The organism is Pseudomonas sp. BJa3 (assembly GCF_026343815.1).
GTDB classification, from domain to species: Bacteria; Pseudomonadota; Gammaproteobacteria; order Pseudomonadales; family Pseudomonadaceae; genus Aquipseudomonas; species Aquipseudomonas soli.
This window is the reverse complement of sequence record NZ_JAOXMC010000001.1, coordinates 44,437-71,114: the sequence shown is the minus strand read 5'-3', so window position 1 is coordinate 71,114 and position 26,678 is coordinate 44,437. Positions and strand designations below refer to the sequence as shown.

Below are 26,678 nucleotides of genomic sequence, written 5' to 3'. Positions count from 1 at the left end.
TCCCAAGGGACAGCGGGCGCCCGTCATAGCGCGATCAGCTCCGGTCGCAGCCCCTCCACTCGTTGGCCTGTCGGCTTGAGATACCCATCATCCCCGGTGATCTGCTGCAGGACCTTTTCCCGCAACCCATGTAACCCCACGCCGGTGCGCTGGCGCGGGTGCGTTAGATCAATCGGCACTACGGCCTTGATCCGCCCGGGACGAGGTTCCAGCACCACCACGCGGTCGGCCAGGTAGGTCGCCTCCTCGGCATCGTGGGTGACCAGCAGGATGGTAATCCCCGAGCGTTCGCGAATCGCCAGCAGTTCATTCTGCAGCTGTTGGCGGGTCAAAGCGTCGAGGGCGCCGAAGGGTTCGTCCAGCAGCAGAATGCGCGGGCTGGCCACCAGCCCCCGGGCGATGGCCACGCGCTGGGCCATGCCGCCGGATAGTTGGTGCGGATAGGCCGATTCGAAACCGACTAGCCCCACCAGTTGCACGTACTCGTGAATCCGCCGGGCACGCTCGCCTTGAGTGAGTGTCTCGTTGACCAGGCCCAGGCCGATGTTCTGCGCCACCGTCAGCCAGGGAAACAGGCGGTGCTCCTGGAACACGATGCCGCGTTCAGCGCCGATGCCGTTGACTGGCTGGCCATCGACGCGGATCTGGCCGCTGTAGTCGTTGTCCAGGCCCACCAGCAGGCGCAGCAGGGTGGATTTGCCGCAGCCCGACGAACCGACGATGGCGATGAATTCGCCCTGTTCGATCGACAGGTCAAAGTCGCGAATGGCTTCGAACGGCTGGCCGTCGACGCTGAAGGTCTTGCCGACTTTCTCGAAGCTGACCAGCGGCGGTGTGGCATCAGCTTGGTTGGCCGCGTGCAGGGCCGGGGTGATGAAGGCATTCATGCGGATCTCCAGCGCGTGGCGCGCGATTCGAGGCGTTGGCCGAGGTGGCCGAGCAGGGCGCCGACCAGGCCGATCAGGACCATGGCGGCCATCACCTGGTCCATGCGGAACAATTGCTGGGCGCCGATCATCAGGCTGGCGATGCCGCCGTCCGAAGGCATGAAGTACTCGGCGCCGATGGTGCCGAGCCAGGCGTAGATCAGCGCCAGGCGCAGCCCGGCGAAGATCGCCGGCGCGGCGCCGGGCAACACCAGCAGACGCAGCCGGTGCGGCAGGTCCAGGCGCAGGGCCTGCGCCGCCTCGCCCAGCTGTGGCGGGAGGCTGGCGATGCCGCGTTGGGTGGCGATCAGCAGCGGGAAGAACGCCGCCAGCGCGACGAACACCAGCTTGGCGCCTTCACCCAGGCCGAACCAGGCAGTCAGCAGCGGCACCCAGGCGAACAGCGCCACCTGGCGCAACGCCGACAGGCTTGGGCCGAGCAGGCGCTCGGCGTTGGCTGACAGGCCCAGCAGCAGGCCCAGGGCGAACCCCGCGCCACCGCCGATCAACAGACCGGCCAGGGTGCGTTGCAGGCTCAGGCGCAGGGCCTCGGGTAACGAACCGTCGAGCAGGCCTGCGTACAGGCTGCGCAGCACATCCAGCGGAGAGGAGAGGATGTTGGCATCGACCCAGCCAAGGCTGTTGGCGGCCTGCCACAGCAGCAACAGCCCCGCAGGCAGCAGCAGGCTTTGCCAGCCGCGTGGCACCTGGCCGCGCAACTGCTCGCCAGTGGCCGGCTGCGGCCAGTGCAACAGGCTGCGTTCCAGGCGCGAGAAGCCGCGATCCATCAGTGCGCCGACCAGGCCGATCAGCAGAATGCAGAGGAACACCAGGTCGAGCATGAACAACTGCCGCCCCCAGACCATCAGGTAGCCGATGCCTTCGCTGGAGGCCAGCAGTTCCACAGCCAGCAGCGAGGTCCAGCCAGTGGCCAGGGCCAGCCGCACACCGGCGAGAAACGCCGGCAGCGCGGCGGGCAGCAACAGGCGCAGGAACAGCAGGTGAGGGGGCAGGCGCAGGACGGCGGCGGCCTCGCGCAGCTTGGGCTGGGCGTCGCGCACGCCGACCAGGGTGTGCAGCGTGACCGGCACCACCACCGCCTTGACCAGCACCACCAGCTTGAGTAGCTCGCCGATGCCGAAGAACAGCATGAACAGCGGGATCCAGGCCAAGGTCGGGATTTGCGCCAGGGCGACGAAGGTGGGCAGCACCAGAGTCTGCGCCCGTCGCGATCCGCCCAGCCAGGTGCCCAACAGCAGGCCGCTGGCGATTCCTGCCAGCAGCCCCCAGATCAGGCGCTGCAGACTTATCCACAGGTGGCCCCAGAGTTCGCCGGAGCCGAACTCCAGCGCACTCTGCCAGACCAGCGCGAGGGCGGGCAGGATCTGTTCGCTCATCCAGTGCTCACGGCTGGCGACGACCCACAAGGCCGCCACCGCCAACGGCACGATCCACGGCAGGTAGGCGCGGCCTTGCGTCGCAAAAGGGCCGCGTAGCGGCCTCCACAGGCGCCGCGGACTTGCGCTCAAGACTTCGCTCATTGGGGCATCTCCCAAACCGTTCCTTGTTTATTCGTTTATGGAATTAAAAATTCACATAAATTGCCTTCAAGAGATAAGAGCATGTGACTGGTGCATGCGAAAGCCCCGCCCCGTTGCGTTTTCCTCATATTTTCCATGCGTTTCCTGCAAGCTCGTTGCAGGCCCGCATGGCGCCTGGGTTATGTCTTATGGTTACTAAAAAATGAAGTTTTGATCTTTGTAGGTTCTAACCGGACCTGCCTAGCTTCTGGCCCATAGCGCCGGCCATCGCCGGTGGCAGCCTGCCAAGGAGCCTTGCCATGAAAACCACCTTCCGCCACCTGCTCAGCCCGTTGCTCGCCGCCTTGTTGAGTGCCGTGCCCGTGGCAGCCCATGCCGCCCAGCCGGATGTGATCCGTATCGCCGTGCCCGACCTCAGCGCCGGCAGCAAGCCCAGTGCCGGCGGCGTGGTGGATGTGCTGCGCGACCAGCAACTGCTGGAGAAAGAGTTTGCCAAGGACGGCATCCGCATCGACTGGCGCTTCTTCAAGGGCGCAGGTCCCGTGGTCAACGAAGCCCTGGCCAACGGCCAGGCGGACTTCGCCTACCTGGGCGACCTGGCCGCGATCATCGGCAAGGCCAGCGGCCTCGACACCCGCGTGTTGTCGGCAGGGGTGCGCGGTGTGAAGAGCTACCTCGGCGTGGCGCCGGGCTCGGGCATCCACAGCCTGCAGGATCTCAAGGGCAAGCGCGTGGCAGTGTTCCGCGGCACTGCCAACCAGCTGTCGTTCGCCAGTGCCCTGGCCAGCCAGGGGCTGTCCGAGCGTGAGCTGAAAGTCATCAACCTGGACTTCAACGCCGCCAATGCCGCCCTGGCCGCCAAGCAGATCGACGCCACCTGGGGCCTGTCCAACCTGCTGTCGCTGCGCGAGCGGGGCCTGGTCGAGTTGCCGGTCAACTCACGCAACCTGCAAGGGGCCGGCAGTACTCAAGCGGTGTTGCTCGGCACCGGCGAGTTCATTCGCCAGCACCCTGACCTGGTGCAGCGCCTGGTCAATGCCCAGGAACAGGCGGCGAAATGGCTGCGCGACGAGCGTAACCGCGAGGCCTATGTGGACCTCGTGGCCAATACCGCCAACTGGCCGAAGTCGATCCTGCGCGACGACCTGGCCGAGGAAAACCTTGCCGAGTACTTCGACCCACGCCTGGACGCTGGCTTCGTCGGCCTGCTGCAACAGGGCGTCGACCTGGCCGCCAAGGAGCGCCTGATCCGCCGTGGCTTCCAGGTATCCGACTGGGTCGAACCACGCTTCATCGATCACGCCCTGCAACAGGACCAGGCCGTCCAGGCCGCCCGCTGACCTGACAACAACCCTGAGGAGCACGACCATGAGCAACGCCGCACTGGCCACCGCGCCGCAAACCTTCGAACTCGATATCCACCCCGTTGCCGGGCGCATCGGCGCCGAGATTCGCGGCATCAAGCTGTCCGCCGACCTTGATCCGGCCACTATCGACGCCATCCAGGCGGCGCTGGTGCAGCACAAGGTGATCTTCTTCCGTGGCCAGGATCACCTCGATGACGTCGGCCAGGAGGCCTTCGCCCAACTGCTGGGAGAGCCGATCGCCCACCCCACGGTGCCCGTGGTCGACGGCACCAGCTACCTACTTCAGCTCGATGGCGCCGAGGGGCAGCGGGCCAACTCCTGGCACACCGACGTGACCTTCGTCGATGCCTACCCCAAGGCCTCGATCCTGCGCAGCGTGGTGGCCCCGGCCTCCGGTGGCGACACGGTGTGGGCCAACACCGCTGCGGCCTACCAGGAACTGCCCGAACCGCTGCGTGCCCTGGCCGACCAGCTGTGGGCGGTGCACAGCAACGAGTACGACTACGCCAGCGTGAAACCGGATGTCGATCCGGCCAAGCTGGAGCGCTACCGCAAGGTGTTCACTTCGACGGTGTACGAGACCGAGCACCCGGTGGTGCGCGTGCATCCGGTCAGTGGCGAGCGCGTGCTGCAACTGGGGCATTTCGTCAAACGCATCAAGGGCTATTCGCTGGCCGACTCACAGCATCTGTTCGCGGTACTGCAGGGGCATGTGACACGCCTGGAAAACACCGTGCGCTGGCGCTGGCAGGCCGGGGACGTGGCGATCTGGGACAACCGCGCAACCCAGCACTATGCGGTGGATGACTACGGTACGCAGCCGCGCATCGTGCGCCGCGTGACCCTGGCTGGCGAGGTGCCGGTGGGGGTGGATGGGCAACTGAGCCGGACCACGCGCAAGGGCTGAAACCGCTGGGGCCGCAAAGCGGCCCCTGTTCGCTACAACTCGGCGTCACAGGCCACCAACTGCCTCACCAATCCCTGCGCCAGCGCCGACAAGCCATACCCCACCCGGCTCACCACCCCATAGCGGGTGTAGAACGCCTCCTCCTGTTCCGGCGCCAGGTCTGCCAGCTTGAGCGCCACCAGACCTTCATACGGCCGCAGGTTTGCGCTGCAGGCAATGCCGATGGTGTCCGAGTGCAGCACCACATTGAGCAGCGCATAGCCATGCTCGCATTCCACGCTGGGCAGGAAGTCCTGGCGCCCACTGAGGTCGCTGAGGATCTTGCGGATATTCGGCGGGCGGAAGGTGGTCGCCAGCGGATAGTCGAACAGGTCCTGCGCCCGCACTTCGCCACGCTCGGTCAGCGGATGCCCGGCGCGGCAGCAGAAATGCCAGCGTTGTGGGGTGAGCTTGTGCACCTGGTAATCCGGGTCGGCTTCGAACTGGCGGGTGTCGGCGACGAAGAACTCGATCTCCTCGGCGATCAGCCGGCGGTTCAAGGCCTGCCAATTGTCCACCTGGAAGCAGGTGCGCGCTGCCGGGTACTCGGCGACGAAGCGTGCAACCGCCCGCGGCACCAGCCCGCCGGCGGGCGCCGGCCCCGAACCAAAGCGCACCACGCCGGTGGTGGCGCCGTTGAACTGGTTGATCTCGTTGACCAGGTTGTGCGCCCCATGCACCAGGCGCCGCGAATGTTCCAGCACCAGCAGGCCCTGGCGGGTCGGCGCCAGTTCCTTGCTGGCGCGGTCGACCAGGCGGCAGCCGACGTTGTGCTCCAGCGTCTGGATGCTGCGGCTGAAAGCCGATTGCGAAAGGTTCACCGCAGCCGCCGCGGCGACGAAGCTGCGGTGCTCGACAAGGGCGATGAAGTGGCGGAGCTGGCGCAGGTCGATATGCATTTTCTACATGGAAACTTTCGGTGGAATGCAATTGCTGGGAAGGGTTGGGAACCTTATAAAGGGAGTCTCTTATTCCACAAAATATGAATTACAAATATTTATATCTCTTAAAAGAATATAAGCCAGCCTGACCGCGATTCGGTTCCGCCAACGGAAATGCTCGCCTGGGCCCTTGCCTCAAGGAGCATCTGCATGTCCCGACTTTCCCGTTGGCCCGCGCGCGCCTCGTTGTTCGCCCTGCAACCCCTGGCGGCTGGAGTCTTGCTGGCCGCTTCCGGCAGCAGCTTCGCCGATGAGCCCAACGCCTCCCCAGCCGTGACGCAGGAAGCCCAGCTCGGCACGGTCACCGTCAATGCCCGGCGACGCGAAGAGACCGCACAGAGCGTGCCCACGCCGATCAGCGTGCTGGGCAGCGAAACCCTCGAGACCCAGCGCATCTACCGCGTGCAGGATTTGCAGCAACTGGTGCCGAGCACCAACGTCGCCTATGTGCACGCCCGCCAGTCGAGCATCTCCATCCGCGGCCTGGGCAACAACCCGGCCAGCGATGGCCTGGAAGGCAGCGTCGGGATCTACCTCGACAACGTCTACCTCGGCCGCCCGGGCATGGCGGTGTTCGACCTGCTCGATGTCGAGCAACTGGAAGTGCTGCGTGGCCCGCAGGGGACGCTGTTCGGCAAGAACACCACTGCCGGGGTGCTCAACATCACCACGCGCAAGCCAACCTTCCACCAGGAGGGCAGCGTGCAGTCATCGCTGGGCGAGGATGGCTACTGGCAGACCCAGGGCAGTTTCTCCGGCCCGTTGACCGACACGCTCGCCGGGCGCATCAGCGCTTATCACACCGAGGACGACGGCTATGTGAAGAACGTCTACAACGGCCACGATCTCAACGGCGGCAAGCGCCAGGGCTTCCGCACCCAGTTGCTGTTCAAGCCCAGCGAAACCTTCAATCTGCGCTGGATCGGCGAATACAACGAAGAGAACTCCGACAACGGCATCCTCAGCCTGTACAGCACCGGGCCGACCATCAATGGCGTGAACCGCTACGAGAGCCTGGCCGCCCAGGCTGGCGCGACCCTGGTGTCGGGCAAGGATCGCAAGGTCAACTTCGACGCCGACCAGATGGTCAAGGTGTTCCAGGGTGGTACTTCGGTGGAAGCCAACTGGACCCTGCCCAACGACTTCACCCTCACCTCGATCACCGCCTACCGCTGGTGGGACTTCACGCCGCGCAACGACGACGGCCTCAACGTGCCGGTGTTCCACAGCGCCGGGGTTTCGGTGCGGGACAAGCAGTATTCCCAGGAAATCCGCCTGGCTTCGCCCACCGGAGGATTCTTCGACTATGTACTCGGGGCCTACTACTTCAAGCAGGACCTGGATAACAAATCGTTCACCTACAACGGACCGCAAGCCGACATCTGGAACCTGACCCCGGCTGGCGCCCTGGCCAACGTCACCACAATCGGCAACGGCCACATCGATACCGACAGCTACGCGTTGTTCGCCCAGGGCACCTGGCACCTGACCAAGCGCCTGGATTTCACCGCCGGGGTGCGTGGCACCTACGAGGAGAAAAGCGCCTGGGTGACCCGCGACGCGCCGTCCGGCGGCGCTGCCGTTACCGGTGCGGCGGCCGCGGCTCGCCAGGGCCGGGTGGGCGCCTACGATTCGGGTGACCTCAACCAGTACAGCTTCGCCCCTTCCGGGCTGCTCAGCCTGAGCTACCGCTTCAGCGACGCGGTGCTGGGCTATGCCAGCCTGTCCCACGGCGAGAAGTCCGGTGGCGTCAACCTCACCGTCGGCGCCGCGCCAAGGCTGGGCACAGACTCGCTGCTGGTGGGTACCGAACGCGCCAACAACGCCGAACTCGGCATCAAGAGCACGCTGCTGGACAACCGCCTGCAGCTCAACACCAACCTGTTCTGGACCGAAGTGCACGGCTACCAGGCCAACGTCTATGACGAGGCCAACCGCGTGCAGTACCTGGCCAACGCCGGTAGCGTGCGCTCGCGGGGCCTGGAGTTCGAGGCCACGGCCCTGCCGGTCCGCGGGCTGACCGTGAATTTCAATGGTTCGTGGAACGACGTGCGCTACACCGATTACGACGACGCACCGTGCCCGCCGGAGGTGAGCCTGGCCAATGCCGCCGCCACTTGCGATCTGTCCGGCCACCAGGTGGTCGGCGCCTCCAAGTACATCGCCAACCTCAACGGCCAGTACAAGTGGCAGCTGACCGAGCGTATCGAGCCCTACGTGACCGCCAGCTACGCCTTCCGCTCCAGGGCCGTCGGCACCATCGACGACTCCGACTACGGCCAGATCCCCAGCTACGCCATCGTCAACCTGTCCACCGGCGTGCGCCTGGACCAGGGCGACGGCGTGCTCGACCTGTCGCTGTGGGTGAAGAACGCCGGCGACAAGACCTACTTCACCAGCCTGTGGAACTCCGCCAACGGCGGCTATGCCGGCGTGCTGGGCACGCCGCGCACCGTGGGCGCCACCGCCCGTTACGACTTCTGAGCACAAGGAGCTTTGCCATGAACGCCAAGACCCAACCCCACGACCTGCCTGAAGGCGCCTGCCTCACCGCCAAGGTGCCCGACCGCGACGAAGCCCTGCTCGGCGACGTGGTGGTCAATCCATACCGTCTGGCGCCGTTGACCGCGATCATCCGTGATGGCGGGCGCACCCTGAGCGCCGCCCATGTGCGGGTGCTGGGACGCGGCGAGCGCGGTATCGATATTGTCTACGACGTGTCCGACCGCTCGCTGTGGACCTACGGCGGCATTCCGGTGTTCGGCCTGTACCCCGATCACGTCAACCAGATCGAGGTGAGCTACAAGCTCGATGGCGAACGCATCCGCGAGCGTTACGAAATCTACGCCCCGGCAGTGCGCCTGCCGGTGGTGGCGAAGCAGACGGCGGCGCTGCCCGAGGTCGAACCGGTCAAGGTCGCGTCTGGCTTCGAGCAGCGGCTGTACCTGTTCAATCATCTGCTGGCCGAGATCCCAGGCGGGCGTGCCTTCAAGTGGAACGGCCTGGGCGGCGCTGCCGAGTGGGACTCGGTGGGCAACAACTGGATCGCCGACAGCAACGGCGATGTGCGCTGGTACCTCGATATCGAGCAGATCCACGATTCCAACCATCGCGACGGCCTGGGCGGGACCATGGGCTTCCACCAGACCCGCGACGGCAAGCTGATCTGGGGCCAGGGCCAGACCTATTCCAAATACGACCTGCTTGGCCGGCGTATCTGGCAGCGCAACCTGCCGGACAAGTTCGCCGACTTCTCCCACGAGATCCGCGAGACGCCCAACGGCACCTACCTGTTGCGGGTCGGCACCAGCGACTACCGCCGCCCTGACGGCAAGCGCGTGCGTTCGATCCGCGACCATATCATCGAGGTCAACGAGGCCGGTGACGTGCTGGACTTCTGGGACCTGAACCAGATCCTCGACCCGTATCGCGGCGAGCTGCTGGGAACCCTGGGCAAGGCGGCGATCCAACTGCCGGACGGCGTGCAGAAACAGGACGAGCGCCTGGCCAACGAGCTGGCCGAGGGCGACCTGCCGTTCGGCGATACGCCGGGGGTAGGTACCGGACGCAACTGGGCCCACGTCAACGCCATCGACTACGACGCCGATGACGACAGCATCATCGTTTCAGCACGACACCAGGGCGTGGTAAAGATCGGTCGCGACAAGCAGGTGAAGTGGATTCTTGCCGCGCCCCAGGGCTGGCCGGCGCGCCTGCAGGACAAGGTGCTCAAACCCGTGGGCGAGGGCTTCGAGTGGTCCTGGACCCAGCACACCGCCTGGCTGACCGGGCACGGCACGCTGACCGTGTTCGACAATGGCTGGGGTCGGGACCTCGGCCCGACCAAACTGGCGGGCAACTACAGCCGGGCGGTGGAGTACAAGATCGACGAGGTCAAGGGCACGGTCGAGCAGCTCTGGCAGTACGGCAAGGAGCGCGGTGACGAGTGGTACAGCCCGATCACCTCGGTGGTGGCGTATCGGCCCGATACCGATACCCAGTTCATCTATTCGGCTTCGGTGAACTTCCTCACGCCCCAGAAGCTGACGACCAGCGTGCTCAATGAAGTGCGTCGCGGCACCCAGGAGGTGATCGTGGAGCTGAAAGTGCACAGTCGCCAGCCGGGCAGCGTGGGCTACCGGGCGCTGGTGATCGACCTCGACAAGGCGTTCTGATGAACTAACCTCCCAAGGCCCTATCGCGGGGCAAGTCGCATCGGCGCACCGATACGACTTGCCCCGCGATGCATTTCCACTGATCTGAATTCCGACCACTCGTTCTTTTTTTCGAACAGCCTATTGTCCAACCCCCCAGCGCCCGCTTAGCATTCCGTTTGAGATTTCAAACGCTCGGCACCCAGGCGTCGAACACCCTGGTGCACGAATTCCTGACGGCCGCCCTCGCATCGAGGGCGCCTTTTCAACAATCAAAATTCGCAGTAAAGGGAAGCCGACATGCAGCTCAAAGACGCTCAGTTGTTCCGCCAGCAGGCCTTCATCAACGGTGAATGGCTCGATGCGGACAGCGGTCAGACCATCAAGGTGACCAACCCGGCCACCGGTGAAGTCATCGGCAGCGTGCCAAAGATGGGCGCCGCCGAGACCCGCCGCGCCATCGAGGCCGCCGACAAGGCGCTGCCGGCCTGGCGCGCACTGACCGCCAAGGAGCGTGCCGGCAAGCTGCGCCGCTGGTTCGAGCTGATGATCGAGCACCAGGAAGACCTGGCTCGCCTGATGACCACCGAGCAGGGCAAGCCGCTGGCCGAAGCCAAGGGCGAGATCGCCTATGCCGCCTCGTTCATCGAGTGGTTCGCCGAAGAAGCCAAGCGCGTCTACGGTGATGTCATCCCTGGCCACCAGCCGGACAAGCGCCTGATCGTCATCAAGCAGCCGATCGGTGTCACCGCCGCCATCACCCCGTGGAACTTCCCGGCCGCGATGATCACCCGTAAAGCCGGCCCGGCCCTGGCCGCCGGTTGCACCATGGTGCTCAAGCCCGCTTCGCAGACCCCGTACTCCGCCCTGGCCCTGGTCGAGCTGGCCACCCGTGCCGGCATCCCGGCTGGCGTGCTGAGCGTCATTACCGGCAGCGCCGGCGAAGTCGGCTCCGAGCTGACCGGCAACTCCCTGGTGCGCAAGCTGTCGTTCACCGGCTCGACCGAAATCGGTCGCCAGCTGATGGAAGAGTGCGCCAAGGACATCAAGAAAGTTTCCCTGGAGCTGGGCGGCAACGCGCCGTTCATCGTGTTCGACGACGCCGACCTGGACAAGGCGGTCGAGGGCGCGATCATCTCCAAGTACCGCAACAACGGCCAGACCTGCGTCTGCGCCAACCGTATCTACGTGCAGGACGGTGTCTACGACGCCTTCGCCGAGAAGCTCAAAGCCGCCGTGGCCAAGCTGAAGATCGGTAACGGCCTGGAGGAAGGCACCACCACTGGCCCGCTGATCGACGGCAAGGCTGTCGCCAAGGTCCAGGAGCACATCGAGGACGCCGTATCCAAAGGCGCCAAGGTGCTGTCCGGTGGCAAGCTCATCGAAGGCAACTTCTTCGAACCGACCATCCTGGTCGATGTGCCGAAAACCGCCGCCGTCGCCAAGGAAGAGACCTTCGGCCCGCTGGCGCCGCTGTTCCGCTTCAAGGACGAGGCCGAAGTCATCGCCATGTCCAACGACACCGAGTTCGGCCTGGCCTCGTACTTCTACGCCCGTGACATGAGCCGCGTGTTCCGCGTTGCCGAGGCCCTGGAATACGGCATGGTCGGCATCAACACCGGCCTGATCTCCAACGAAGTCGCGCCGTTCGGTGGCATCAAGGCCTCGGGCCTGGGCCGCGAAGGTTCCAAATACGGTATCGAGGACTACCTCGAGATCAAATACCTGTGCATCAGCGTCTGATCACCAGGTAAGCGGTTTTACCTCTGCCAGCGGGGCGCGAGAGCGACGTCTCGCTGGCCTTTTTGACATAGCGGTACCCGGTGGCCAGGGCATGCGTGACAGTCGATCAACGAATACTGTGCACGCCTGCGTCCAGCCACCCCCGAATAAAAGCGCCGCAGAACCGGCGCAATTGAGGGCACTATGAGCAAGACCAACGAATCCCTGATGCAACGTCGTGTCGCCGCCGTCCCACGTGGCGTTGGCCAGATCCACCCGATCTTCGTCGATACCGCGAAGAACTCGACGGTGATCGACGTTGAAGGCCGCGAACTGATCGACTTCGCCGGCGGCATCGCCGTACTGAACACCGGCCACCTGCACCCGAAAGTGGTCGCGGCCGTGCAAGAGCAGCTGACCAAGGTCAGCCACACCTGCTTCCAGGTGCTGGCCTACGAGCCTTACGTCGAGCTGTGCGAGAAGATCAACAAGCTGGTACCAGGCAACTTCGACAAGAAGACCCTGCTGGTCACCACCGGCTCCGAAGCCGTTGAAAACGCCGTGAAGATCGCCCGTGCCGCCACCGGCCGTGCCGGCGTGATCGCCTTCACCGGCGGCTACCACGGCCGTACCATGATGACCCTGGGCCTGACCGGCAAGGTCGTGCCGTACTCCGCCGGCATGGGCCTGATGCCAGGCGGCATCTTCCGCGCCCTGTTCCCGAGCGAGCTGCACGGTGTCAGCGTTGACGACGCCATCGCTTCGGTCGAGCGCATCTTCAAGAACGACGCCGAGCCGCGTGATATCGCCGCGATCATCCTCGAGCCGGTACAAGGCGAAGGCGGCTTCCTGCCTGCGCCGAAAGAACTGATGCAGCGCCTGCGCGCCCTGTGCGACCAGCACGGCATCCTGCTGATCGCTGACGAAGTGCAGACCGGCGCTGGCCGTACCGGCACCTTCTTCGCCATGGAGCAGATGGGCGTCGCGCCTGACCTGACCACCTTCGCCAAGTCCATCGCCGGCGGCTTCCCGCTGGCCGGTGTGTGCGGCAAGGCCGAGTACATGGACGCAATCGCCCCGGGCGGCCTGGGCGGCACCTACGCCGGTTCGCCGATCGCTTGCGCCGCGGCCTTGGCGGTGATCGAAGTGTTCGAGGAAGAGAAGCTGCTGGATCGCAGCAAGGCCGTTGGCGAGCGCCTGACCGCCGGCCTGCGTGAAATCCAGAAGAAACACTCGATCATTGGCGATGTCCGTGGTCTGGGCTCGATGATTGCCGTAGAAGTCTTCGAGAAAGGCACCCACACCCCGAACGCTGCCGCCGTTGCCCAGGTGGTCGCCAAGGCGCGTGACAAAGGCCTGATCCTGCTGTCCTGCGGCACCTACGGTAACGTCCTGCGTATCCTGGTACCGCTGACCGCCGAAGATGCCCTGCTGGACAAAGGCCTGGCCATCATCGAAGAGTGCTTCGCCGAACTGGCCTGAAATATGTGACGCGTTTCAGAAAAAAAACCCGCCTCGGCGGGTTTTTTTGTGCCGTTCGTAGGCATCAGGCGCTAAGGTTGTAAGAGGAATTCGTGGAAGCTGCGATGGATCGCGCGTCATTTTCTGGAGACTCGCTCATGAGCGCTGCCGACCCCCTGCCCCCTTGCGTGCTGATTGCCGAGGGTGACCCCTGGGTACGCGACATGCTTAGCGAAATGCTGCTCAGCGTGCGCTGCGATGCGCGCTTGCAGGTTTGCGCAGATGGCTCGCAGGCGCTGAGCGCGCTGGCGAGCAAGCCTGACCTGATCATTGCCGCCCGCGAACTCGCCGGCCTCGATGGCCTCGACCTGCTGCGCAAGGTGCGCGCCAAGGGCGACAGGCCTGGATTGCCATTTATCCTCATGAGCGATCGCACTGATAGCGCCAGCGTGCGCGAGGCCGTGCCACTGCAGCCCACGGCATACCTCAGCAAACCGCTCGACCTGGACAACCTGCGCAAGCGCCTGGAAAACCTGCTGCTGGAGGTGGGCGAGCAGATTGCCTGCCCGGTGCCGCCGCTGCAGCCCGGCGTGCAACTGCCGGCCTACCTCGAGCAACGCCGCGCCAGCGCCGATGGCGGCCCGCTGTTCGCCGATGTGCAGGTGGCGATCAAGCGAGCCCTCAACCCCGATGGCCTCAACCTCAAGGTACTCGAGGAAGAGGTACGCAACGACCCGCAGATCACCGGCGTACTCATCGCTGCCGCCAACAGCGCCGCCCTGCACCGCGAAGCGCCGGTGCAGACCTTGCTGCAGGCGCTGAACAAGCTTGGCAGCACCCAGAGCATGAACCTGATCCTCGGGCTCACGCTCAAGCGCAGCGCGAGGTTGAGTGACCCCTTGTTGGCGCGGCATGCCGCGCGCTACTGGAATCTGTCGCTGCATGCCGCCGACTACGCACGCACCCTGGCGCGCATGCTCGAAGTGGACGAAGGGCGTTGCTACTGCGCGGGTTTATTGCATTGCCTGGGCGACCTGGCGGTACTGCGCACCTTGCAGGAGTGGCGACTGGCCGGTGGCGAGCTGGACGAGGACCAGGTGGAGCTGTCGCTCAACGAGTTCGGCGCACCGTTCGGTTCGGCCCTGCGCACCCGCTGGCGCTTGCCGCTCGACCTGCGCGAGCTGATCGCCGCGGTGTATCAGCTGGGTGGCGGTGTCTATTCCCGGGAGATCCTGGCGATGAACCTGGCCGGGCAACTGTCGCGACTCAGGCCCAGCGAGGGGCTGGAGAAGATCGCCAGCAGCAAGACGGCGCGGTTGCTCAAGCTGGGGTTGCCGGAGTTGTCGCGGCTGCGCAAGGTGGATCAGGAAGCGCTGGCGCGGGAGGAGGCTGAGCGTCTGGTGGCGGAAACTGCCGAAAGCGGACCGGAGGTCGCTCCCATTGCCCCGGCTAGCGGAGGCGATGGCGAGGAAAAGCCGCTCTGAGAGGGCAGGAAACCCAGCATCTTCCAGGTTTCACAGGCAGGGATCATCCGCGAACGATCTGATTCTTGCCCTGGCGCTTGGCTCGGTACATCGCCGCATCGGCGCGGGCGAACAGGCTGTCCAGAGTCTCGTCTTCGTCTGTCAATCCGGTGAGCCCTTGGCTGATGGTCACGCCATAGGTCTGGTCGTCATGGCTGAAACTCAATCGCTGGATTTCCCGCTGCAGCCGCTCGGCAATCTGTTCGGCCACCTGAGCGGTGCAGCCGGGGAACACGGCGGCGAATTCCTCTCCCCCTATGCGCCCGAACTGATCGCCCCGGCGTAGCACGGCCTTGCCGCTGTCGGCGATGCGCTGTAGCACGTGGTCGCCTTCCTGATGACCATAGCTGTCGTTGATGTGCTTGAAATCATCGATGTCCAGCAGCAGGAAGGCCATCGGCGTGCCGTCCGCGCGGGCGCTGTCGAAGGCCTGCTGGGCGCACTCGAAGAAATGCCTGCGGTTGCTGCTCTGGGTGAGCACGTCGGTGGTGGCCAGCCGCTGCAACTCACCTTCGAGCTGCTTCTTCTCGGTGATGTCCTCGGCTATGCCGACGATGATCACCCGCTGGTCGCCCTCGCGCTGCTGGTTGATATAGCACTTGTCGCTAAGCCAGCGCACCTCGCCGGCGGCGTTGAGGATGCGGTACTCGCGGTCCTCGACGGTGCCCTTGACCAGCACCTGGGCCAGGCTGCGCTCGGCGTACTCCAGGTCATCCGGGTAGATGGCGTCGCGCCATTCGTTGTAGTCGGCCAGCACCAGGCTGGCCGGGCGACCGAAGATGCGTTCGTAGGCGGGGCTGACGTAGAGCACCTGGCGGGTTTCCCAGTCGAAGGCCCAGAGGACGGCGTTGACACTGTCGAGCAGCGAGCTGTACAGCTGCTCGCGCTCGCTTAGACGGGCCACTTCGCCTTGAGCGTGCAACAGGGCGAGCAGGGTTTGAGCAGCTTCGGGGCGCGGGGTGCCGGTAGAGGTGGGTGGGAGATCTTTGGCCATGAGCACGGAACGGTTCTCGACGATGGGCGTGCGGCCACGGTCCGGCCCGCCACGCGGGCGATATGCCGGATTTGAGTCGATTGCAGGGGGGTAAGTTCCGGTCGGCACGCCCCATTGCGGGGCATGCCGATCAACGGTGCTCAGGCGCCGTTGGGGCGCAGCGAGTAAGTCTTGAGCTGGGCGGCGAAGTCACGCAGCGACTGGATGCCACTGGCCTCGGCCTCGTGTACCCAATCCTTCATGGCGGCGAGCATGTCGTGGCCGTTGGCGCTGGTGCGCGCCCAGATCTGCTGCAGCGCCAGGCGCTTTTCGTAGATGGTCTTGAGTGCCTGGCTGTGGGCCAGCAGCGACTCGATGCGTACGTGGTGGCGATCCTGCAGCAGGCTGGTTTCCCGCGAGAGCAGGCGCTTGGCACGGCGGAAGCGGCGGCGTACCGAAGTATCGACCTTGTCCAGCTCCTGCTTGACCAGTGGCCCGATCACCAGCTTGCGGTACTGGGCCATGATCTGGAAGCGGTTGTTGAGGATGGCCATGGCAGTGTCCATGTCCAGCGATGCCTTGCCCTCCACTCGGTGGGCAATGGGCGCCACGCGTTGCACCTTGGCCAGGCGCAGCATGCTCAGCAGGCGGATCCACATCCAGCCCATGTCGAATTCCCAGCGGCGGACCGAGAGCTTCGCCGAGTTGGGATAGGTGTGGTGGTTATTGTGCAGCTCCTCGCCGCCAATGATGATGCCCCACGGCACCAGGTTGGTGGCGGCGTCGCGGCATTCGAAGTTGCGATAGCCCACGGCATGGCCCAGGCCGTTGACCACGCCGGCGGCCCAGAACGGGATCCACATCATCTGGATCGCCCAGATGGTGATGCCGATGGTGCCGAACAGCAGCAGGTCGATGACTGCCATCAGCGCGATGCCGCCGAGCTTGTAGCGGGTGTAGAGGTTGCGCTCGATCCAGTCGTCCGGGCAGTTCTTGCCATATATGCGCAGCGTCTCCTCGTTGCGCGCTTCTTCCCGGTACAGCTCGGCGCCCTTGCGCAGCACGGTGCCCAGGCCCTTGTGTACAGGGCTGTGCGGGTCGTCGGGGGTTTCGCACTTGGCGTGGTGCTTGCGGTGGATGGCGGTCCACTCGCGGGTGTTCTGCGCCGTGGTAAGCCACAGCCAGAAACGGAAGAAATGCTTGAGGCCCGCGTTCAGCTCCAGGGCGCGGTGGGCCGAGTAGCGGTGCAGGTAGATGGTGACGCTGACGATGGTCACATGGGTCATCAGCAAGGTGACGGCGACCAGTTGCCAGGCCGACAGGTCGAGCAGACCGTAATACCACATAACGGGAAATACCCTCGGAAAACAGGCGGAACAACGCAGGCATTATCCTTTGATGGGGAAATAAAACCAGTCGCGCTTTTGGATAGGAAGTCACAGGGTGTTTCAGCCCCTATAATGCCCCTTCTTTTACCATGGGCTCATCCACCCGACATGTCTGTTTCCGTTCGCGACGCCTTGCGCATGGCCGGGCTTTACGTGTTGCTTTCGATTCTCTGGCTGGCGCTGTCCGAGCTGGTCCTGCACGGCATGACCGAGGACCCGCTGGCCCTGGCCGTGGGGCGGCAGATCAATGTCGTGCTCTGGGTCTTGCTCAGTGCCGCGCTGATCTTCGTTTCCCGCGCGCGCCTGCTCGATTTCATCGGCATCGGCGCCCGCCTGCGCAGCGAGGACCGCGAACGCCTGCGCATGGCCGCGGCGGTGTTCGACAGCACCCTGGAAGGGGTGCTGGTGACCGATCGCAACGGCCTGATCGTGCACGTCAACCGGGCGTTCATGCGTATCACCGGCTACCAGCAGGAAGAAGTCATCGGTCAGCGTCCGAGCAAGTTCAAGTCCGGGCGGCATGGCGCGCCGTTCTACCAGCAGATCTATGCCGCGCTGGCGGAGCAGGGCGAATGGAGCGGAGAAATCTGGAACCGCCGTAAAAGCGGGGAGATCTACCCCCAATGGCAGACGATCTGTGCCATTCGTGACGACAGTGGTGAACTCAGCCATTACGTCGCGGTGTTCAGCGACATCAGCGTGATCAAGCACACCGAGCAAGAGCTGGCCTACCTTGTCCATCACGACCCGCTGACCGGCCTGCCCAACCGCCTGCTGTTCAATGATCGCGCCATGCAGGCGATGGCCGCGGCGCAGGCCAACAAGCGTGGCTGCGCCTTGCTGCTGCTCGACCTCGACCACTTCCAGAGCATCAACGATGGCCTCGGCCACACCATTGGCGACCAACTGCTCAAGCTGGTTGGCGAACGCCTGCGGGAGGTGCTGGGCAACGGCGTGACCCTGGCGCGCCTGGGGGGCGACGAGTTCGGCGTGCTGGCCGAGAGCTGCCAGCAGGTCGGCCAGGCCGGCAAGTTGGCGCAATCGATCATCGAACGCTTGAAAGAACCGTTCTGCTTCGAGGGTAACCGCCTGTTCATCAGTGCCAGCATCGGCATCAGCCTGTTCCCCAACGATGCCCTGAGCGCCGAGCAACTGCTGCGCAACGCCGATTCGGCGCTGTTCAAGGCCAAGAGCAATGGCCGCGCCTGCTACGCGCTTTACACCGAGGAGCTTACCGCCCATGCCCAGCAGCGGGTCGAGACCGCCGGTGAATTGCGCCGGGCGCTCGAGCAGCAGGAACTGCGGGTGTTCTTCCAGCCGGTGCACGACCTGTTCACCGCGCGGATGATCGGCGTCGAGGCGCTGGTGCGCTGGCAACACCCTGTGCGTGGCCTGGTTCCTCCCGGGGAGTTCATTCCCATCGCCGAGCGTACCGGGATGATTGCCGAAATCGACGCCTGGGTGTTGTGCCAGGCGTGCCGGCAGATGATGCGGTGGCAGGCCGAAGGGCGGCAGCTGGCGTTCGTGGCGGTGAATATCTCCAGTCGCCTGTTCAGCCAGCGTGACCTGTACCGACAGGTGGCCAATGCGCTGCACGATACCGGGCTGGATCCGTCGCTGCTCGAGCTCGAAGTGACAGAGAGCGCGGTGATGGAAGACCCCGAGGTCGCCCTGGAACAGCTGCATCGACTGCGCGAGCTGGGCGTGACCTTGGCCATCGACGATTTCGGCACGGGTTACTCGTCATTGCTGCGACTCAAGCGCATGCCCGTGCAGAAGCTGAAGATCGACCAAGGTTTCGTCGCGGGTTTGCCCCATGACGAAGATGACATCGCCATCGTGCGGGTGATCATCGCACTGGCGCGGAGCATGGGCATGCAGGTGCACGCCGAAGGCGTCGAGCAGGCTGAGCAGGCGCGGTTCCTGCTGGAGCAGCAATGCCAGCTGGGGCAGGGGTACTGGTTCGGGCGGCCGGTGCCGGCGGCGGAGCTGCACTGGGGCTGACAGCATCGCGGGGCAAGCCCCGCGATAGGCTCAACGCTTGTTCAAACCTTTGGCCAAACGGTCCCCGCCCAGCTGGATCACCGCCACCAGCGCCACCAGCATCACGATCACGGTCAGCATGATCTGGCTGTCGAAGCGCTGGTAGCCGTAGCGATAGGCGATATCCCCCAGGCCTCCGGCACCGATCGCCCCGGCCATGGCCGAAGAGTTGATCAGCGTCACCAGGGTGATGGTGAAGCCGCCGACGATCCCCGGCAGCGCCTCGGGCAGCAGCACGTGCCAGACGATGTGCCAGCGTCGGCAGCCCATGGCCTGTGCCGCTTCGATCAGGCCGTGGTCCACCTCGCGCAGGCTGACCTCGGCGATGCGCGCGAAGAACGGCGTGGCGGCGATGGTCAGCGGCACCACGGCGGCCCACACGCCATAGGTGGTGCCGACCACCAGGCGGGTGAAGGGGATCAGCGCGACCATCAGGATCAGGAACGGGATCGAGCGGAACAGGTTGACGATGGCGCCCAGCACCCGGTTCAGCGCGGCGGCCTCGAAGATTCCGCCCTTGTCGCTGGTGACCAGCAGCACTGCCATCGGTACCCCGACGACCAGCGCGACCAGCGAGGACACGCCGACCATCAGCAGGGTGTCGAGCAAGCCTTGCAGCAGGCGATCAATCCACATGGCCAAGTACCTCCACATCTACGGCCCAGCGGCGGGCGCGTTCGAGCAACTGGTGGGTGTCCAGCGGCGAGCCGCGCACGGCCAGGATCAGTTGCCCCAAGGCATGCTCGCCGATGGTCTCGACGCCGCCCTGGAGCAGCCGCACGCGTCCGCCCAGATCGCTGAACAGGGCGCTCAGTTCCGGCTCGCCCACCAGGTCGAGCTTGAGCACCACGGCCGCGTCGCGGCTGACCGGCTGGGCACGCAGGCTGGCTTGCAAGGCGGCCGGCAGCTTGGTCTGCAGCGGTGCGAGCAGGGTGCGGGTGACGTCGTGGCGCGGTGTGCCGAACACTTGCCAGACCTCGCCCTGTTCGACGATTTCGCCCCGTTCGAGCACCACCACGCGCTGGCAGATATCGCGGATCACCGCCATCTCGTGGGTGATCAGCACCACGGTCAGGCCCAGGCGTTGGTTGATGTCGCGCAGCAGCTCGAGGATCGAGGCAGTGGTTTCCGGGTCCAGCGCGGAGGTGGCTTCGTCGCACAGCAGGATCTCGGGGTCATGCACCAGCGCCCGGGCGATGCCGATGCGCTGCTTCTGCCCGCCCGACAGTTGCGCGGGGTAGACATGGTGCTTTTCCGCCAGGCCGACGAGTTCCAGCAGCTCTCGGACCTTGCGCTGGCGTTCGGCCTTGGCCACGCCGGCCACCTTCAACGGTAGCTCGACGTTCTCCCACACGGTCTTGGCCGACATCAGGTTGAAGTGCTGGAAGATCATGCCGATGCGCCGGCGCAAGGCGACCAGGCGGTCCTCGTCGAACGGCGCGATATCCACCTGGTCGATCAGCACCCGGCCCTGGCTGGGCTGTTCCAGGCGGTTGATGGTGCGCAGCAGCGAAGACTTGCCGGCACCGCTGCGGCCGATGATGCCGAATATTTCGCCGCGGCGGATGTTCAGGTCGATGCCCTGCAACGCCGGCTGGACCTGGCCCGGATAGGTCTTGCCCAGGCCGATGAAGCGGATGTGCGCCTGGTTTACTTCAGGGCGCAGGGCCGTTTCCTCGGCCTTGAACGGTTCGGCGGGCGGGATGGGCGCCCTCAGGGCGCTGGCCTGGGCCATGTCAGCCTTCCCAGCCGGCCTGGTAGAGCTTGCCGTGGGCCTTGTCGAGGGCGGCGCGCACGACCGGCGAGTGTTGGTAGATATCGACGAACTTGGCCAGGCGCGGGTCGTTTTTCTCCTGTGGGCGGATAACGAACTGGATCACGTACTCTTTGTTCTCCAGGCCGTCGAACAGCAGCGCCGAGGTGGCATCAAAGGTGTTGGCCAGGCGGATGTACGCCGGGTAGCCCTGCACCAGGTCGGCGTCGTCATAGGCGCGCACCAGCTGCACCGCTTCTACCTGGAGAATTTTGATCTTCTTCGGGTTGGCGATGATGTCGTCCTCGGTGGCCTTGTAGCCCACGCCCTGCTTGAGGGTGATCAGGCCGGCCTTGGCCAGCAGTTGCAGGCCACGGCCGCTGTTGATCGGGTCGTTGGCGATGGCCACGCTGGCGCCTACGGGCAGCTCGGCAAAGCTTTTGTACTTTTTCGAATACAGCCCAACGTTGTTGATGATCCCCGGTGCATAGGGGACCAGGTTGAAACCGGCGGCGGCCTTGGCGTTTTCCAGGAAGGGGATGTGCTGGAAGTAGTTCACGTCGATGTCGCCGCTGTTGAGGCTGACATTCGGCGCGATCCAGTCGCTGAATTCGATCAGCTTCACTTCCAGACCTTGTTTTTGGGCTTCTGCCACCGCAGCTTCCAACGGGATGGCGAAGGCGGCGGTGGTGCCGATCTTCAGTGGCTGCGCGGCGAAGGCGGCGGCGGACAGGCCGAAACCCAGGGCAATGGCCGCGACGGGCCGGAACAGTTTTTCAAGCATGGTGCAGGGCTCCAGTCGGGGCAGGGGTGGGGGTGTTGCGGTAGGAGGATCCGGGATGGTCGGCGGGCAAGTGCGGATGGTCGCTGGCGAACAGCTTCTCGCGCAGGGTGCCTTCGGCGTAGCCAGTCTTGTAGCGGCCACGGCGTTGCAGTTCGGGTACTACCAGGTCGATGAAGGCCTCGAAGCTTTCCGGGGTGACGGTGCGGGTCAGGTTGAAGCCGTCCAGGCCGGTGTCGTCGAGCCAGCCGATCAGTTGCTCGGCCACCTGCCCGGGGTCGCCGACCAGGGTCACGTAGCGGCCGCCCAAGGCGTGCTGCTCCAGCAGGCGGCGGCGGGTCCAGGCGCTGTCCTGCAATTGGCGGGTGGCGGACTGGATGGCATTGCCCTTGGCGAAACCGATGGGTTCGTCCAGTTCGTAGCGTGAGAAATCGATACCGGTGGAGCTGGCGAAATGCGCAACACCTGCCTCGGCGCTGGCGTAATGCAGGTACTCGGCGTGCAGGGCGTGGGCTTGGTCTTCTGTTGCGGCAACGATTACGGTGATGCCCATGAATACCTTGACCGCCTGCGGGTCGCGACCAGCGGCTTGCGCAGCTGCGCGCACCTTGTCGACCTGGGCGCGGGTGGCGGCCTTTTCCTGGCCGCTGATGAACACGCACTCGGCATGGTTGCCGGCAAAGGCCAAACCGCGCGCCGAACTGCCGGCCTGGAACAGTACCGGTGTGCGCTGTGGCGAAGGCTCGCACAGGTGATAGCCTTCGACCTTGTAGAACTCGCCATGGTGCTCGACCTTGCGCACCCTGTCCGGTCGCGCATACACGCGCTGCGCGCGGTTGGCGACCACGGCATCGTCGGCCCAACTGCCTTCGAGCAGCTTGTACAGCACCTGCAGGTACTCGTCGGCCTGGTCGTAGCGGCGATCGTGCTCGGGTTGCTGTTCCAGCCCCATGGCCCGGGCTGCACTGTCGAGGTAGCCGGTGACGATGTTCCAGCCGACCCGGCCGTTGCTCAGGTGATCGAGAGTGGAGAGGCGCCGGGCGAACAGGTAAGGCGCTTCATAGGTCAGGTTGGCGGTGAGGCCAAAGCCCAGATGCCTGGTAACAGCGGCCATGGCCGAGACCAGCAGCAGCGGGTCGTTGACCGGCAGCTGGATCGACTCCTTCAGCGTCACGTCCAGCGACTGGCCATAGACATCGTAGGTGCCGACGATATCGGCGATGAACAGCCCGTCGAACAGCCCCCGCTCCAGCAGGCGGGCGAGGTCGGTCCAGTAGTCGAGGGTCTTGTACTGGGTCGAAGTGTCCCGCGGGTGGGTCCACAAACCGTGGTTGATGTGCCCGATGCAGTTCATGTTGAAGGCATTGAGCAGGATCTGCTTGGCCATCAGATGGTCCCTCGGCGCGGCGGTTTCTCGTCGTTGAGGTAGTAGTTGCCGATGGCGTGGTACTTCCAGCGTACCGGGTCGTGCAGGGTGTGCACCCGGGCGTTGCGCCAGTGGCGGTCGAGGTTGTGCTCGGCCAGGGTGGCCTGGCTGCCGGCCAGCTCGAACAGGGTGGTGCCGGCGGCCAGGGAGATCTCGGTGCTGATCGCCCGGGCCTCGGCGACGGCAATCGAGGCGGCGGCCAGGGTCTCGGCGTTGCTGTCGGCCTGGGCGATGTCGAGGATTTCACCCGCGCGTTCGAGCAGGGCCTCGGTGGCATGCAGGCGGATTGCCAGATGACCGAAGCTCTTCAAGGTGAGCGGGTCGTCGCTGGCCTTGTCGAGGCCGGAGTCGATCCAAGGTCGGCTGCGGGTACGCACGAAGTGCAGGGCGTCCTCGTAGGCGGCGCGGGCGATACCGGTGTCGATCGCGGCATGGAGGATCTGCGCCAGCGGGCCGACCGTGGTCGGGCGCTCGAAGGCGCTCTGGAACGGCACCACGTCTTCGGCGCGGACCGGCACATGGTTGAACACTACCGAGCCGCTGCCGGTGGTGCGCTGGCCAAAGCCACTCCAGTCATCAATCACCTCGATGCCCTGGCTGTCGGCGGGCACGAAGGCCAGGTGCGATACGCCCTGCTCGTCGATCACCAGGGTCGGGATGCGCTGGGCGTAGATCGCGCCGGTGCAGTAGAACTTGCGGCCATCGATGCGGTAATGGTCGCCGTCGCGGCTCAGGCGGGTGGTGCGCTCGTGGGCGTTCTTCGTGCCGAGCTCGGCCAGCGCGTTGCCGAAGCGCCGGCCAGCGAGGACTTCGGCGTAGAGGCGTTGCTGTTGTTCGGGGCCGCCGTTCACCCGCAGCACTTCCAGGGCGTAGAAGTGGTTCTGCGGGATCTGCCCGAGCGAGGCGTCGGCCTGGGCGATGCGGGCGATGACCTTGGCCAGGGTGGCGCTGGACACGCCGGCGCCGCCAAAGGCCTTGGGCACGCTGATGCCCCACAGGCCGGACTGCACGAAACGTTCGAGTTCGGCATGGGGCAGACGGCGCTCGCGGTCGCGCAGGGCGCTGTCTTCGCGCAGGTAGTGGGCGAGTTCGTCGGCGACGGCCAGGGCCTGGGCGTCGGTGGTTATGATGGATGCAGTCATTGTGCTCTCCAGGTCCCATCGCGGAGCACGCCCGCCCTCACGCGAACGCATGGGAGCGGGCTTGCCCCGGGACGGGCCGATATCAGATCCAGGAATGGCGGGCAGGCAGGGTGCCGTTGAGGTGGTAGGCGCCGACGGCGTGGTACTTCCAGCGCACCGGGTCGTGCAGGGTGTGGACCCGGGCGTTGCGCCAGTGCCGGTCGAGGTTGAACTCGGCCAGGCTGGCGCGGCTGCCGGCCAGCTCGAACAGTTTCTCGCTGGCCTGCAGCGAGATCTCGGTGGTGAGCACCTTGGCTTCGGCCACGGCAATCGAGGCACGGGCCGCGGCGGCGGCATCGATCACGCCGGCGTTCACTTCGTCGAGCACCCTGGCGGCCTTGCGCAGCAGGGCCTCGGCGGCGTGCAGTTCGAGCTTCAGGCGGCCGATATCGGCGATCACATAGGGATCGTCGCTGTTGCGTTCGACCTTGGCCTCGATCCAGGGCCGGGACTTCTCCCGCACGAACTGGATCGTGTCCTCGATGGCCGCTTCGGCGATGCCGGCGTCGATGGCCGCCTGGATCAGCTGCGAGGCGGCGCCCTGGATGCTGGGCTCTTCACGCAGGCGCCAGTTGTCCAGCACCAGGTCGGCGTCCACCGGCACCTGGTCGAGCAGCACGGTGCCGCTGGCGGTGGTGCGCTGGCCGAAGCCGGACCAGTCATCGACGATGCGCAGCCCCGGGCTGCCGCGACGGACAAAGGCCAGGCGTTGCCGGCCGTCATCGTCCAGGGCTTTTACCGCTACCCAGTGGGCGTACAGGGCACCGGTGGAATAGAACTTCTCGCCACTGATGCGATAGCCGTCGCCCTCGCGGGTAATGCGCGCCTTGAGTGTCAGGGTGTCCTTGGTCCCGCGCTCGGGGCCGGCATTGCCGATGCGCCAGCCGTCGAGCACGGTGCGGAAGATCGCTTCCTGCTGCGCCTGGGTGGCGGTAAGGCGCACCAGTTGCAGGATGCCGAACTGGTTCTGCGGAATCTGCCCCAGCGCCGGGTCGGCGGCACTGATCAGGCGGAACACTTCGGCGATGGTTTGGAACGACACCTCGGGACCGCCGAAGGCCTTGGGCACGCTGATGCTGCCCAGGCCGCTGCGGGTGAACTGTTCGATCTCGGCCCATGGCAGCTTGCGCTGCTGGTCACGTTTGGCGGCCTGCTGGCGGGCCACCTCGGCCAGTTCGCGGGCGGCCTGCAGGGCCTCTTCGTCGTTGCGCAGCACCTTGGCCGGCAGCAGCAGCGGCGAGCTGTCGTGATCGCTGTGGAATCGGGTAGTTGGTTGGCTGGACATCAGTACCGCTCCTTGGCTGCACTCAATGCCCTGGCGTTATGCACTGGGGTGATTGTGATCCTGACCATTCCTAACCTCACAAAGTTGAAAGCGTCGCCTCAGCTGATGGCGACAGACGTTTGCTGGTCCGGTGGTCCGGTCGATATACCCTATTCGTTTAGAAAAAGTTTATGAACTACCATTTAGGAATATGAATAGAAGAACTGTGGGGTCGGCCCTATCACCGTAAGCCAGTGACAGGGCAGAAAGGTCAGCGCTGAACCGTTACCACCAGCTTGCCCGCTGCCTGGCGTTGCGCCAGACGTTCGATCGCGGTGCCGCCCTCGGCCAGCGCGTAGGTCTGCGATACCAGCGGTTTCAGCTTGCCCTCGGCATGCCAGGCGAACAGTTGGCGGAAGTTGGCGGCGTTGTCCTCCGGCTGGCGCTGGGCAAAGGCGCCCCAGAACACCCCGACCACCGCCGCGCCCTTGAGCAGCGCCAGGTTCACCGGCAACTGCGGGATCGTCCCACTGGCGAACCCCACCACCAGCAACCGGCCGTTCCACGCCAGCCCCCGTACAGCCTGGTCGAACAACTCGCCACCGACCGGATCGTAGATCACATCCACGCCCTGGCCGCCGGTCAGGCGCTTGATCTCGTCCTTGAGGCTGGCCTGGCTGTAGTCGACCAGCTCGTCGGCCCCGGCCGCCTTGGCGATCGCCAGCTTCTCGGCACTGCTGGCCGCCGCAATCACCCGTGCCCCGAGGGCCTTGCCGATTTCCACCGCTGCCAGGCCGACGCCACCTGAGGCACCGAGCACCAGCAGGGTTTCACCGGCCTTGAGTTGGCCGCGTTGGGTGAGGGCGTGCATCGAGGTGCCGTAGGTCATGCCGAACGCGGCGGCAGTGGTGAAGTCCATGCCCGCCGGGATCGGCAGCACGTTGTAGAACGGCACCGCCACTTGCTCGGCGAAAGCGCCCCAGCCGGTCAGGGCCATGACCCGGTCGCCGACCTTGAACGCACCGGCCTTCTCGCCGACCGCGGCCACCACGCCGGCAGCTTCCGCCCCCGGCGAGAACGGCAACGGTGGCTTGAACTGGTACTTGCCCTCGATGATCAGGGTGTCGGGGAAGTTGACCCCTGCGGCGTGCACGTCGAGGAGTATCTCGTTCTTCTTTGGCACGGGGCTGGCGACCTCTTCCAGGACCAGGTCCCGCGCCGGGCCCAGGGCTTTGCACAACAAGGCTTTCATCAGGGCTATTCCTTTGCGTGTGGTGGCCGATAAGTG

At 65.2% G+C, this 26,678-nt stretch carries 20 protein-coding genes; 8 read left to right on the top strand and 12 right to left on the bottom strand.

Features of this window, described 5'->3' with window-relative positions; all coding sequences use genetic code 11:
- Window positions 1-23 precede the first annotated feature (23 nt).
- Window positions 24-887, bottom strand: a complete 864-nt coding sequence (locus tag OH705_RS00295) for an ABC transporter ATP-binding protein (RefSeq protein WP_267300506.1) — start codon at window positions 885-887, stop codon at window positions 24-26.
- Window positions 884-2,467, bottom strand: coding sequence for an ABC transporter permease (locus OH705_RS00290; RefSeq protein ID WP_267300505.1), 1,584 nt, complete (start codon window positions 2,465-2,467; stop codon window positions 884-886). Before OH705_RS00290 ends, OH705_RS00295 begins: the two co-directional genes overlap by 4 nt.
- Before the next feature lie 299 nt (window positions 2,468-2,766).
- Here OH705_RS00290 and OH705_RS00285 point away from each other — a divergent pair, with 299 nt between their 5' ends.
- Together OH705_RS00285 and OH705_RS00280 are read left to right on the top strand one after the other, a co-directional pair.
- Entirely contained in the window at window positions 2,767-3,807 is a 1,041-nt protein-coding gene (locus OH705_RS00285) for an ABC transporter substrate-binding protein (protein ID WP_267300504.1), read from the top strand.
- A gap of 28 nt (window positions 3,808-3,835) precedes the next feature.
- The gene (locus tag OH705_RS00280; protein ID WP_267300503.1) at window positions 3,836-4,741 is read left to right on the top strand and encodes a TauD/TfdA dioxygenase family protein; all 906 of its coding nucleotides are present in this window, start codon (window positions 3,836-3,838) and stop codon (window positions 4,739-4,741) included.
- A 32-nt stretch (window positions 4,742-4,773) separates the two neighbouring features.
- Here the strand turns inward: OH705_RS00280 and OH705_RS00275 are convergent, their stop codons facing one another.
- Complete coding sequence (locus OH705_RS00275; RefSeq protein WP_046853704.1) at window positions 4,774-5,679, bottom strand: LysR family transcriptional regulator; 906 nt, start codon at window positions 5,677-5,679, stop codon at window positions 4,774-4,776.
- A 192-nt stretch (window positions 5,680-5,871) separates the two neighbouring features.
- Between OH705_RS00275 and OH705_RS00270 the strand changes: the two genes are divergently transcribed.
- The 5 genes from OH705_RS00270 to OH705_RS00250 all read left to right on the top strand — a co-directional run bounded on the left by OH705_RS00270 (window position 5,872) and on the right by OH705_RS00250 (window position 14,542).
- Window positions 5,872-8,205, top strand: a complete 2,334-nt coding sequence (locus OH705_RS00270; protein WP_267300502.1) for a TonB-dependent receptor — start codon at window positions 5,872-5,874, stop codon at window positions 8,203-8,205.
- Between the two features lie 17 nt (window positions 8,206-8,222).
- Entirely contained in the window at window positions 8,223-9,896 is a 1,674-nt protein-coding gene (locus tag OH705_RS00265) for an aryl-sulfate sulfotransferase (protein ID WP_267300501.1), read from the top strand.
- A 279-nt stretch (window positions 9,897-10,175) separates the two neighbouring features.
- On the top strand, window positions 10,176-11,618 hold the full coding sequence (gabD, locus tag OH705_RS00260) for an NADP-dependent succinate-semialdehyde dehydrogenase (RefSeq protein ID WP_267300500.1): 1,443 nt from the start codon (window positions 10,176-10,178) through the stop codon (window positions 11,616-11,618).
- A 183-nt stretch (window positions 11,619-11,801) separates the two neighbouring features.
- Entirely contained in the window at window positions 11,802-13,079 is a 1,278-nt protein-coding gene (gene gabT / locus OH705_RS00255) for a 4-aminobutyrate--2-oxoglutarate transaminase (protein WP_094010935.1), read from the top strand.
- A 137-nt stretch (window positions 13,080-13,216) separates the two neighbouring features.
- Window positions 13,217-14,542 (top strand): response regulator, encoded by a 1,326-nt coding sequence (locus OH705_RS00250; protein ID WP_023632115.1) that lies wholly within the window; start codon window positions 13,217-13,219, stop codon window positions 14,540-14,542.
- A gap of 43 nt (window positions 14,543-14,585) precedes the next feature.
- Here the strand turns inward: OH705_RS00250 and OH705_RS00245 are convergent, their stop codons facing one another.
- Window positions 14,586-15,575, bottom strand: coding sequence for a GGDEF domain-containing protein (locus tag OH705_RS00245; RefSeq protein ID WP_023632116.1), 990 nt, complete (start codon window positions 15,573-15,575; stop codon window positions 14,586-14,588).
- A gap of 140 nt (window positions 15,576-15,715) precedes the next feature.
- A complete protein-coding gene (desA, locus tag OH705_RS00240) occupies window positions 15,716-16,900 on the bottom strand; it encodes a delta-9 fatty acid desaturase DesA (protein WP_023632117.1) in 1,185 nt (394 codons plus the stop codon).
- 150 nt (window positions 16,901-17,050) lie between these two features.
- On the opposite strand from desA, the gene dibA reads away from it, so the two are divergent.
- Complete coding sequence (dibA, locus tag OH705_RS00235) at window positions 17,051-18,946, top strand: phosphodiesterase DibA (protein ID WP_031316111.1); 1,896 nt, start codon at window positions 17,051-17,053, stop codon at window positions 18,944-18,946.
- A gap of 30 nt (window positions 18,947-18,976) precedes the next feature.
- Here the strand turns inward: dibA and OH705_RS00230 are convergent, their stop codons facing one another.
- From OH705_RS00230 to OH705_RS00200, 7 genes are all read right to left on the bottom strand, one after another.
- Window positions 18,977-19,621, bottom strand: a complete 645-nt coding sequence (locus OH705_RS00230; RefSeq protein ID WP_023632119.1) for a methionine ABC transporter permease — start codon at window positions 19,619-19,621, stop codon at window positions 18,977-18,979.
- Window positions 19,611-20,720, bottom strand: coding sequence for a methionine ABC transporter ATP-binding protein (locus OH705_RS00225; protein ID WP_267300498.1), 1,110 nt, complete (start codon window positions 20,718-20,720; stop codon window positions 19,611-19,613). The genes OH705_RS00230 and OH705_RS00225 overlap by 11 nt, the downstream gene beginning before the upstream one ends.
- A 1-nt stretch (window position 20,721) precedes the next feature.
- Complete coding sequence (locus tag OH705_RS00220; RefSeq protein ID WP_267300496.1) at window positions 20,722-21,522, bottom strand: MetQ/NlpA family ABC transporter substrate-binding protein; 801 nt, start codon at window positions 21,520-21,522, stop codon at window positions 20,722-20,724.
- Window positions 21,515-22,906, bottom strand: coding sequence for an LLM class flavin-dependent oxidoreductase (locus tag OH705_RS00215; RefSeq protein WP_267300495.1), 1,392 nt, complete (start codon window positions 22,904-22,906; stop codon window positions 21,515-21,517). The genes OH705_RS00220 and OH705_RS00215 overlap by 8 nt, the downstream gene beginning before the upstream one ends.
- On the bottom strand, window positions 22,906-24,087 hold the full coding sequence (locus OH705_RS00210; protein WP_263159796.1) for an SfnB family sulfur acquisition oxidoreductase: 1,182 nt from the start codon (window positions 24,085-24,087) through the stop codon (window positions 22,906-22,908). Before OH705_RS00210 ends, OH705_RS00215 begins: the two co-directional genes overlap by 1 nt.
- 82 nt (window positions 24,088-24,169) lie before the next feature.
- Window positions 24,170-25,411 carry an SfnB family sulfur acquisition oxidoreductase gene (locus OH705_RS00205; protein WP_267300492.1) on the bottom strand — a complete coding sequence of 414 codons (1,242 nt, stop codon included), beginning with the start codon at window positions 25,409-25,411 and terminating at the stop codon, window positions 24,170-24,172.
- Window positions 25,412-25,661: 250 nt separating this feature from the next.
- Window positions 25,662-26,642 (bottom strand): NADPH:quinone oxidoreductase family protein, encoded by a 981-nt coding sequence (locus tag OH705_RS00200; protein ID WP_038707029.1) that lies wholly within the window; start codon window positions 26,640-26,642, stop codon window positions 25,662-25,664.
- Between the last annotated feature and the right edge of the window lie 36 nt (window positions 26,643-26,678).